This window comes from Acinetobacter sp. TUM15064, assembly GCF_008980265.1.
GTDB lineage: Bacteria > Pseudomonadota > Gammaproteobacteria > Pseudomonadales > Moraxellaceae > Acinetobacter.
In genome coordinates this window covers 1-5,370 of record NZ_BKFU01000110.1, presented here as the reverse complement: position 1 = coordinate 5,370, position 5,370 = coordinate 1, and the positions used below count along the sequence as shown (strand labels likewise).

Here is a 5,370-nt window from a genome sequence, read left to right as displayed (position 1 = left end):
GGGTTATAGCAATTTCAGTCATTTGGTTGGGTGGGGATTGGCTTAACTTGGATATTTGGAAGTTTGAAATCACCAGAATCACTCAATAAATTAGGTGATTTCCTTGCAGGTGTTTTTGCACCTATTGCATTTCCTTGGTTAATTTTAGGTTATATCCAGCAAGGTAAGCAGTTAGATCAAAACACGAGAGCTTTGGAACAACAAGAAAAGGCGCTCAATTTGCAAATTGAGGAAATGCGAGAAAGTGTTAAGCAATAAACTGAATTAGCAGAAATTCAGCAAAAACAATTTGATGCAATCAATTATGCTTCCAATCCCAATTTATTGATTAGCTCATGTGAGTGTGAAATATACTCTGGGGGATACTCAGAGGAAGAAAACGAAGTCAATAATTTATGTAGTTTAAACCTCAAAATATTTAATAAAGGTATTGGGGAAGCTTTAGATATTAGGATAGAAGTAAACAATAAAAAATTTTTGATAAGTGAAAGAAGTTTTGTAGATGAAGTCATTAATGTAGTAATTTATCTTGACCCTGATCTGGTTAAACTATCTAAAAATTTAGATTTTTTAAATATTGAGTTTACTCTTATTTGTGCAAATAAATTCAACTCTCAAATAAAAGAGCATTATGAAATTGAGGTATATTTTATTGAAGATTCATGGGAAACAGAGCGAGTAAATATTATAAAGAGATAAAATTATTGTTTAGATATTTATGATAAAAAGCCCACTTTCGTGGGCTTTAAAACAATCAAATCTTAACGACCATTACGTCCGCGACCACGTGGCGCTTTCGTATTGGGGCGAGTAGTACCATTGGTTTTACGTTTTGGCTTCTCGCTTTCGTCCATTTGCCAAATACGCTTTGTACCTGACTTTTTCACAGAACCATCTTTGTTCTTACGAACCATAGGCTTACCGCCTGTACCACCCGGTTTTTTCACATAAGAACGTGAACGGTAAGGTTCTTCAGCAGGAATATTTTGAAAGTCAGGGTATAAAAGTGGCTCAATTTCTTTAGTTTCACCAGGTTGTAAACCCATTTGAACCAGATCAATTGCACCAATTTTAGTACGGATTAAACGTAAAGTAGGAAAACCTACAGCAGCAGTCATACGACGTACTTGGCGGTTACGGCCTTCACAAATTGAAATTTCAACCCAAGATGTCGGCACGGATGCACGAAAACGTACAGGAGGATCACGTTCCCATAACCATTCAGGTTGTTCAACTTTAGATGCTTCAGCAGGTAAAGTCATACCATCTTTAAGTTCCACACCTTTACGCAACTGCTCAAGGGCTTCTTCAGTGACATCACCATCGACCTGAACCAAATAGGTTTTAAATTTTTTATTGGCAGGGTTGGTAATGTATTGGTTTAAACCACCATGGTCAGTTAAAAATACTAAGCCTTCAGAGTCCATATCCAAACGGCCAGCCAAGCGCAAAGTCGAGTCGCTGACAAAGTCAGACATCGTCATATGTGCTTCATCTTTACGGAACTGGGAGAGGACGTCATAGGGTTTATTCAAGATGACGATTTTCATTATAACCTACTAAAATATATCAATTAATTCTGATGTGGTTTCCTGATTACCCGTTTAAGTACCCGTTTTGGATGAGGTAGGGTGAAAATTAGGAATAAAATGCCCACTAAATTGTGGGCTACTATATCAGATTTAGGCTTATGCTCCTCAACTTTATTCTTAACGTAGGAGGAATACTAGAACACATCCTTATTAGAGAGTCTAACTGGTTGCTGGATATCTCCTGCATTAACCATGTTGTAAAACTTATCTTTTCCAATAGCTAACAGCTGCTTATGTTCACCTAGAATCTAGTTCACAATTAAATTTATTTTTAATAAACAATAAATTTAAATACTTAGGTTGCTAAAACAACAATTTATAAAATATTTGGTCCATGAACCTAGCTATGAATACATAGCTTCCTACTAAAAAGGTCTTAAGAATAGACTAAGTTTGTCTAGGAGAGTGGTGGTAGTCCAACCACTAACTAAAAGGTGTCTACAAAATCGGTGGCTATTCACTCTAAAGATATACTTGATGGCTATAGGGTTTTTATTTAAAGAAAGAACCAACAAACATAACTAAGACACCAGGTAACATTCCTAAGAAGCTTGCTGCCTTTGCATCCATATGATTATTTACTTTTTCACGAAATACATGAGGACCAATAAACGTCCCTACAATACTGATGATTAGTCCAATAAATATTAAAAAATCTCCCACAGCCTTTCCTTCCTTTTTTATTTCGTATAACGTGCATTATGTTAATTTTAGAATAACTTAAAGTTCTGCAAGCACTAATTTCGCTTGTGAGTGCCCATTATTAGTGGCTTTTCTATACCACTCAAGTGCCTTTTTATCATCTTTTCCTATACCTTGACCATTCTGATACAGTGATCCAAGATTATACTGTGCCTGAGCATTACCTTGATTAGCCGCCTTGCTATACCATTCAAATGCTTTTTCATAATTTTGTACAACACCTTCGCCATTGTCATACATCAAGGCAAGGTTAGTCTGTGCTAGATCATCTCCCTGTATAGCTGATTTTTCATACCACTCAAATGCCTTTTTATTATCTTGCGCTACACCCTGACCGCGATAATACATCAACCCAAGGGTATTTTGTGCCATCGCAAATCCTTGATTAGCTACTAAACTGTATAGTCCAAATGCTTTTTGATCATCTTTTTCTACACCTTGACCATTCTGATACAGCAGTCCAAGATTATACTGTGCCATTGCAAACCCTTGATTAGCTGCCCTGCTATACCACTCAAATGCTTTTTCATAATTCTGTATAACACCTTCACCATTGTCATACATCCATCCAAGGTTATATTGTGCCAACACATCACCATTTTCAGCTTCTCTTAATAAATCATCTGAGAACGTTGGATTCGCTAAGATTTCTATGGGAAAGACCAACCCAAAAGTAATAGCGATAAGTTTGAAAAATTTCATTTTCTGCCTTTGAATCGAAATAATATTTAATTCGTTAGATTATTAATAATACTTTATAAGAATGGAAATTTGAATGTATTTAACTTATGTTCACCTAGAATCTAAAAATGGGAGCTTTTAGCTCCCATTTTTAATTTCGTATCAGTGTATTATGCTAATTTTAGAGAAAATAAAGAATCATTTGGACTAATCAATGACATTAAAAGCGTTATATATAGAACTTTATTATGGAGAATATTCTCACTCAGAAACGATAAAAAAATTAATTGAATACGTTGATAAAAATGAAAGTATTCCTGTTGAACTACTAGAGTTATATCCTAACTATGAACCACTATTACTTAATGTAATACAGGCAAAAGATTCTGAATTTTCATCTAATTGTTTAGAGGCTGAAATAATGGCAGCTAATTTCTTTTTAGATGTTTTAGCTGACTATAAAAATGGTAATTTAAGCCCTCTTAAACTATGTACAATTTTTAGTAATTTAGAAAGTGGATTCCTTGATGCTCCACGAGGACTTAAAAATAGCATAGCTTACTATCCGGAATGGATAGGTGACCTCTATGATGCTTGTGACTGGTGCGATGAAACATGGACAATCGAAAATTCGCCTCATTTAATAGATGCTATACAACATCAAATTAATGTAATTCATGAGTGGCTTTTGAAGCCCCATTTAACATAATAGCACTTATATGAAACTCTTGAAACTTTAATATAAGTATCAATGTCTTAGTTATATATGTTCTAGTGCTTAGTGGGCTGGAACGTATTTTTTGGTGATTTCTATAGTTGTAAAAAAAGCTCTCAAGTGAGGGCTTCCAGTCTATCATTTTTGATTCGGCTTAGGAGGCTGTATTAATTATAAAATGAGAATAAAAATCATTTACGTTTGGTGTTTGTTTTTGTACTATACATGCGGCAATTAGGTAGTCAAATCTCTCCAATGGACACACAAGGTAAATATTGATCGTGAATAATTCAAAAATGAAAATGAAGCCTTTAGCTTACTCAATAATATTAATTACAAATATTTGTTTTATACATCCATCTTTTGCCGAACAGAATACGATTGATACAGTTCAAGATAACAATTCTCCTGAGACCTTACCTGTCATTAATTTAAAAGCTCAGGAATCGACTTCTAATTTAAGTAAAAAAACACAAACTGGTGTGCTGGGTAACAAATCAATTTTAGATACACCATTTTCTATTACAGTGGTCGATAGCAGCGATATAGAAAAAAGAGGTGCTGATACTGTTGGTCAAATATTTATTAATGATCCTGCTGTCTATAGTCAAAGTGCAGCAAAAGCTACTAACTGGTGGGGCACATCAGTTCGCGGTTTAGGAGTAAAAAACTTTTATATTGATGGAATGCCGATGAGTCTCAATTGGGGTGGTGACTACCCAGCAGAGTTTGCCGATAGTGTTACTGTACTGAAGGGGTTAACAGGATTTATGTATGGGTTTGGCTCACCAGGTGGTGCCATCAGTTATCAATTAAAACGTGCTAAAGAAAATCCTGAAACTGATATTACGGTTGGCTACCGTAATCCAACATTATTTAATGTTTTGGTTGATCATAGCGATCATGTAGATGCTATTGATATGGACTATAGGGTTACTCTTGGAGGGGAGAAAGGCGAAGCATATAATGGCAGTGATCAAAATCGTTTCATAGCATCATTAGCTTTAGATAAGAAAATCTCAGATAACCTAACCTGGAAAGCAAATATTTCTTATGAAGATAAGAAAACTGAACATGAACCACCAATATTTTCTTTAAGTAAATTAACAGATGGTTTGCCTAAAGCTACGTATGACTATGATAAGTTAATCGTCGATAATTCATTTTATAAGACTAAGTTATTTACCGCTAATACAGCAATAAATTGGCAATTTGATCCAGATTGGTCACTTGATTATCAAGTTGGATATACGCGTAAACTACAGCAATCCAATCTTGTTTTTAATTATTTAACCAACACATCAGGCGATTACACTGGAAGTTTATATCAGTTTGCATATCTTGAAAAAAGCTTTATTAATCAGATTGTTCTTGCAGGGAATTTTTCAACAGGTAGTGTTAAGCATGAACTAAACACGGGTTTAGGTTATACAAATAGCACTGTTCAAAATTCTAATTATTATTGGAATGGTAGTCTAACAGCAGATGGCTATATTGGAAATATTTTTGAAAATCAGAATTATATAATTACACATCCTAAGGATTATTCACTAAGAGGTGGTCCCACATGTTTGAACAACTAAAAGCTTATTTATAAGTGATACTCTGCTCTAGTTAAGCTACCTTATTTTGTTGTGGTAGCTGGTCATAGTAAAACTCATCTGGAGTCATTTTGTCCAG

The 5,370-nt window shown here is 34.6% G+C and carries 6 protein-coding genes and 1 pseudogene; 4 read left to right on the top strand and 3 right to left on the bottom strand.

Annotation, left to right across the window (positions count from 1 at the left end; all coding sequences use genetic code 11):
* Positions 1 to 5: 5 nt before the first annotated feature.
* Together GBI16_RS17530 and GBI16_RS17525 are read left to right on the top strand one after the other, a co-directional pair.
* Positions 6 to 255, top strand: a pseudogene (locus tag GBI16_RS17530) (hypothetical protein); the annotation flags it as partial.
* A gap of 69 nt (positions 256 to 324) precedes the next feature.
* Complete coding sequence (locus GBI16_RS17525) at positions 325 to 699, top strand: hypothetical protein (protein WP_151707566.1); 375 nt, start codon at positions 325 to 327, stop codon at positions 697 to 699.
* 62 nt (positions 700 to 761) lie between these two features.
* On the opposite strand, the gene GBI16_RS17520 is transcribed toward GBI16_RS17525, so the two are convergent.
* The 3 genes from GBI16_RS17520 to GBI16_RS17515 form a co-directional block, all read right to left on the bottom strand.
* Positions 762 to 1,550 carry a pseudouridine synthase gene (locus GBI16_RS17520; protein ID WP_086210209.1) on the bottom strand — a complete coding sequence of 263 codons (789 nt, stop codon included), beginning with the start codon at positions 1,548 to 1,550 and terminating at the stop codon, positions 762 to 764.
* A 534-nt stretch (positions 1,551 to 2,084) separates the two neighbouring features.
* Positions 2,085 to 2,255, bottom strand: coding sequence for a hypothetical protein (locus tag GBI16_RS18750; protein WP_162622360.1), 171 nt, complete (start codon positions 2,253 to 2,255; stop codon positions 2,085 to 2,087).
* Between the two features lie 57 nt (positions 2,256 to 2,312).
* Entirely contained in the window at positions 2,313 to 2,996 is a 684-nt protein-coding gene (locus tag GBI16_RS17515) for a tetratricopeptide repeat protein (RefSeq protein ID WP_151707565.1), read from the bottom strand.
* A 193-nt stretch (positions 2,997 to 3,189) separates the two neighbouring features.
* Between GBI16_RS17515 and GBI16_RS17510 the strand changes: the two genes are divergently transcribed.
* Both GBI16_RS17510 and GBI16_RS17505 read left to right on the top strand, forming a co-directional pair.
* The gene (locus GBI16_RS17510) at positions 3,190 to 3,684 is read left to right on the top strand and encodes a hypothetical protein (RefSeq protein ID WP_086210207.1); all 495 of its coding nucleotides are present in this window, start codon (positions 3,190 to 3,192) and stop codon (positions 3,682 to 3,684) included.
* A gap of 287 nt (positions 3,685 to 3,971) precedes the next feature.
* Positions 3,972 to 5,273, top strand: a complete 1,302-nt coding sequence (locus tag GBI16_RS17505) for a TonB-dependent siderophore receptor (RefSeq protein WP_151707564.1) — start codon at positions 3,972 to 3,974, stop codon at positions 5,271 to 5,273.
* Positions 5,274 to 5,370: the final 97 nt, after the last annotated feature.

Excerpts from the sequence above, each read along its gene's own strand:
- GBI16_RS17520 (WP_086210209.1), bottom strand. The coding sequence starts at position 1,550 with ATGAAAATCGTCATCTTGAATAAACCCTATGACGTCCTCTCCCAGTTC.
- GBI16_RS17510 (WP_086210207.1), top strand. The coding sequence starts at position 3,190 with ATGACATTAAAAGCGTTATATATAGAACTTTATTATGGAGAATATTCT.
- GBI16_RS17515 (WP_151707565.1), bottom strand. The coding sequence starts at position 2,996 with ATGAAATTTTTCAAACTTATCGCTATTACTTTTGGGTTGGTCTTTCCC.